This window comes from Mesorhizobium sp. M4A.F.Ca.ET.022.05.2.1, from assembly GCF_003998845.1.
GTDB lineage: Bacteria > Pseudomonadota > Alphaproteobacteria > Rhizobiales > Rhizobiaceae > Mesorhizobium.
Window position 1 is genome coordinate 1 of sequence record NZ_RZOJ01000509.1, and the last position, 3,715, is coordinate 3,715.

Sequence of the window (3,715 nt, forward strand, 5' to 3'; positions counted from 1 at the left end):
CTCCGGTGGCGATCGCACTGGCGAGGCAAGCCAAGCGCATGCAGCTCAGTCCCGGCTTCCTGTCGCGCGGCCATGGCGGCTCTTTTGGTGAGCCGCATATCGTCGATCTGCATCACGACGCCGCCAGGCATGTCGGCGACGAGCCGCTGCTTCTGGCCGAGCATGCGCCGGTGGCTGTGACGCCGAACCGTGCTGCCGGCGCCCGGTTGCTGATGGAAAAGCTCGGTTGCGACTTCCTCATCATGGACGATGGCTTCCAAAGCGCGCGCCTTCATATCGACTTCGCGCTGGTCGTCGTCGACACGCGCTACGGCATCGGCAATGGCCGCGTCATCCCCGGCGGACCGTTGAGGGCAAACATCGTCGACCAACTGGTCTTCACCAGCGCACTGCTCAAGATGGGCGAGGGGACGGCGGCCGATCCGGTGGTGCGCCAAGCGGCGCGCGCCGGCCGGCCGATCTTCGAGGCGCATACCGAGCCTCGCGCCCGTGAACGCTTCGCCGGCAAGCGCTTCCTCGCCTTTGCCGGCATCGGCCATCCCGAGAAATTCTTCGGCACGCTGCGCCAGGGCGGCGGCGACGTCGTGCTCGCCAAATCCTTCCCGGACCACCATTTCTATGCCGAGGACGAGCTTGCCGAACTGGCGGCGACAGCGAAGCGCGACGGTCTTCGCCTCGTCACCACGGCCAAGGACGCGGCCCGGCTGCGTCATGGCGCGTCGCAAGAGTTCCTGGATCAACTCGAGGTACTGGAGATCGACGCTGTGTTCGAGCTCGACCACGTGCCCGAGCGCATCATCGACGAGACGCTTGATGCGTGGCGGCAGCGCAAGCTGCGGCGGTGAGACGTGCTATCCCCGGCTGCGCATTTCCGGGTGCATCTCGATCTCGCGGCGCAGCGAGGCAGTGGCGTTGGCGTAAGGCTCCTGCCGGGCGACGCTCCAGTATTTGAGCTCGTCCAGCGGAATGCTCTCGCCGGTCACGGCGCACCGCACGAACGCGCCCGGACTGGTGACCTGGAAGTCGCCGTCGAGATAGCGGATGCGGGCTTCCTTGCCGCCCGGGCCTTCAAAACGGTTCATCATGAAATGACGCTTGGGTTCATGGGATTCAATCGCCACAAATCGTAGGCAAGGTCAAGCTTGACGCAATGCTCGTGGAGTATCGCTCCAACAGCATAATGGTTGCTGGGAGCCGGCATGGACATTTCCTCCACCCGCCTGACGTCGCTGCTGAAGCAGGCGCTGACGCCGCAGCCGGTGCCATCGGCCAAGGCCGATCCGGCGACCACCGCGCTGGTCAAGGCGCTCGTCCAGCCGCCTGCGCCGTCGGCCGCGTCTTCGGCGCAGCTCGCCGCGCAGGCCTTGAACGGCTCGTTGGCGAGGCCTCCCGCTCACCCGACCCAACACCTGTCTTCCGACCAGATCGAGGATGCCTACCGGGCGGTCATTGAACCGGATGCAGATCTTAGCCCGGCCGGTGTTCCGGCCGGCAGGCCGGCCGCGGAAGCCGAACAGGGTCCGCGCCGCCTGACCTCACTCCAGCCGCCAATCGCCAACAGCATGGCGAGGACCACGGCGTCACCGCCATTGCCGGTGTCGACGATCGCGGTTTCCTCTTCTGTGCTGGTTGCGGCCAATTCCAACGCGCCCAGGCCACGTGGCGCGGCCGTCCGACCTGGCAACGCTCGATCGTCGGAACCCACCCAACTGCCGCTGTGGATGATGTCGATCTTAACGGCGCTGCTCTCTGCGACGATCACCACCATCGCGCTGTTGCTGCTCAGCTGACCGCGTCGTCCTGCAGAAAGGCTTCGAGCTTTTCAGTCGCAACGCCTGCCTGTGCCGCGATGCGCCGGGCAAGGTCTGCCGCCGCGGCGCGCGGGCGACCGGCGGGCCGGTCGAGCCAGTAGGACACCGGATTGAGCGTAGTGCGGTCATCGACGGCGACTATCCGGCCCGACTTGAGTTGTGCCAGCGTCAGCGGCGGCCGCGCCAGCGCGATGCCCAGCCCGTGCGCCGCCGCGTCGAGCACCAGATTGTAGTCCTCGAAGCGTCGGTCCTGCGGGCGCGGCCGGTAGTCGATGTCCTGCGCCGCGAGCCAGGCGCGCCAGCCGGACGCGTCGGAATCGTTGATGAGCGGGAACTTGAGCAGCCGGGCAGGGTCGCCGTGCCCTATTTCCCCCGCCAGTTCCGGCGAAGCAATCGGGAAGATGTGCTCCTCGAACAGCTGCACCGAGACACGGCCGGGAATGCGGCCGCGCCCGCAACGCACCGAAAGGTCGATACCTTCGTCGGCGAGATCCGCCTGGCGGTTGTCGACATCGAGCACGATGCGCAGCCGGGTAGGGTTGTTCTCGAGCGCCGCCATGCGCGGCATCAGCCAAAGGCCGCTGACCGATGGGATCGAGGCCAGCCGCACCACCGCGGTGCCGCGCGGCTCGACCCAGCGGTCGGAATTGACCGAGATCAGCGCGAAGGCCTCGGTGGTCCTCAGATGCAGGCGGTTGCCCTCGTTGGTCAGCGTCACGCCGCGCGCGTTGCGCTCGAAAACTTTCAGCCCCAGCCAGTCCTCCAGCTTGGCGATCTGCCGGCTGATGGCGCCGTGGGTGAGGTTCAGCCTCTCGGCCGCCGCCGAAAAGCTCCCCGTTCGCGCCGCAGCATCGAAAGCGCGCAAGGTCTCCAACGGGAGTAACTGGTTCGAGCTGTGATCCATGCTCACAGGTGACCCTCGAATTGGTCGTTTGTCAATCGACGGTTGATGCGGTCTTCTAGCCCCATGGAGCCAAGCAACGAGGATATAGCGATGACCGCCTATGCCGGTACGTTGAATCAGACACAGCGAATGGACACCACGGCGGCCATCGCGGTCGCGCTCACAGTGGTCGGCTGGGCCTCCGCCTTCCCGGCGATCCGTGCAGGCCTCGAGGCCTTCCAGCCGCTGGAGCTCGGCGCGCTGCGTTTTGCCATCGCCGCTGTGCCGGCGGCGATCTTCCTGGCCGTCAAGCGCCCGGCGCTGCCCAAGGTCGACGAGTTGTGGCGCTTCGGCTTCGGCGGCGCCATCTTCGTCGCGCTTTACACGGCGATGCTCAATTTCGGCGAGCTGACCGTCTCGGCGGGCGCCGCGGGCTTCATCATCAATGTCAGCCCGATCTTCACCGCCATCATGGCGATGGCGCTGCTCAGCGAGCGCTTTTCTGGCCTGGCCTGGCTCGGCACGCTGATCTCGTTCGCCGGCATCGGCATCATCGCCATGGCCGACGGGCAGGGGCTGCACTTCAACACCGGCGCGCTGCTGGTGCTGGGCTCGGCGCTCTGCTCGGCCGTCAACACCATCGTCCAGAAGCCGCTCTTTGCCCGCCATCATCCCCTTACCATCGCCGCCTCCAACATGGTGCTCGGCGCGCTCTGCCTGGCGCCCTTTCTGCCGGAAGCGATCTCGCAGGCGGCGGTTGCCGACACGGCCGGTCTCGGCGCCGTGATCTACCTCGGCATCGTGCCGAGCCTGATCGCCTACGCCGCCTGGGCGACCGCGCTGTCGCGCCTGCCGGCTGCGCGTGCCTCGAACTTCCTCTATCTGGTCTCGCCGATGTCCGCCCTGATCGGCTTCTTCTGGCTGGGCGAAGTGCCGACGCTGCTCGGCATCCTCGGCGGCGCGCTGGCGCTCGGCGGCGTCATCGTGGTGAATTTGAAGCGGTAAGTCAGGGATCTAGCGT

At 66.7% G+C, this 3,715-nt stretch carries 5 protein-coding genes; 3 read left to right on the top strand and 2 right to left on the bottom strand.

Annotation, left to right across the window (positions count from 1 at the left end; all coding sequences use genetic code 11):
- Positions 1-845, top strand: an 845-nt coding sequence (gene lpxK / locus EN745_RS31605; RefSeq protein WP_127423059.1) for a tetraacyldisaccharide 4'-kinase, incomplete at its 5' end; no start/stop codon positions are given.
- A gap of 6 nt (positions 846-851) precedes the next feature.
- On the opposite strand, the gene EN745_RS31610 is transcribed toward lpxK, so the two are convergent.
- Entirely contained in the window at positions 852-1,085 is a 234-nt protein-coding gene (locus tag EN745_RS31610) for a DUF2093 domain-containing protein (RefSeq protein WP_126055071.1), read from the bottom strand.
- A gap of 114 nt (positions 1,086-1,199) precedes the next feature.
- On the opposite strand from EN745_RS31610, the gene EN745_RS31615 reads away from it, so the two are divergent.
- Positions 1,200-1,790, top strand: coding sequence for a hypothetical protein (locus tag EN745_RS31615; RefSeq protein ID WP_127423060.1), 591 nt, complete (start codon positions 1,200-1,202; stop codon positions 1,788-1,790).
- Here EN745_RS31615 and EN745_RS31620 read toward each other — a convergent pair.
- Positions 1,783-2,715 carry a LysR substrate-binding domain-containing protein gene (locus EN745_RS31620; protein WP_127423061.1) on the bottom strand — a complete coding sequence of 311 codons (933 nt, stop codon included), beginning with the start codon at positions 2,713-2,715 and terminating at the stop codon, positions 1,783-1,785. The genes EN745_RS31615 and EN745_RS31620 overlap by 8 nt on opposite strands.
- A gap of 90 nt (positions 2,716-2,805) precedes the next feature.
- Between EN745_RS31620 and EN745_RS31625 the strand changes: the two genes are divergently transcribed.
- A complete protein-coding gene (locus tag EN745_RS31625; RefSeq protein ID WP_127423062.1) occupies positions 2,806-3,699 on the top strand; it encodes a DMT family transporter in 894 nt (297 codons plus the stop codon).
- The last annotated feature ends 16 nt before the right edge of the window (positions 3,700-3,715 follow it).

Bases quoted from the DNA above. Each gene is read 5' to 3' on its own strand.
- EN745_RS31610 (WP_126055071.1), bottom strand. From the start codon at position 1,085: ATGATGAACCGTTTTGAAGGCCCGGGCGGCAAGGAAGCCCGCATCCGC.
- EN745_RS31615 (WP_127423060.1), top strand. From the start codon at position 1,200: ATGGACATTTCCTCCACCCGCCTGACGTCGCTGCTGAAGCAGGCGCTG.
- EN745_RS31620 (WP_127423061.1), bottom strand. From the start codon at position 2,715: ATGGATCACAGCTCGAACCAGTTACTCCCGTTGGAGACCTTGCGCGCT.
- EN745_RS31625 (WP_127423062.1), top strand. From the start codon at position 2,806: ATGACCGCCTATGCCGGTACGTTGAATCAGACACAGCGAATGGACACC.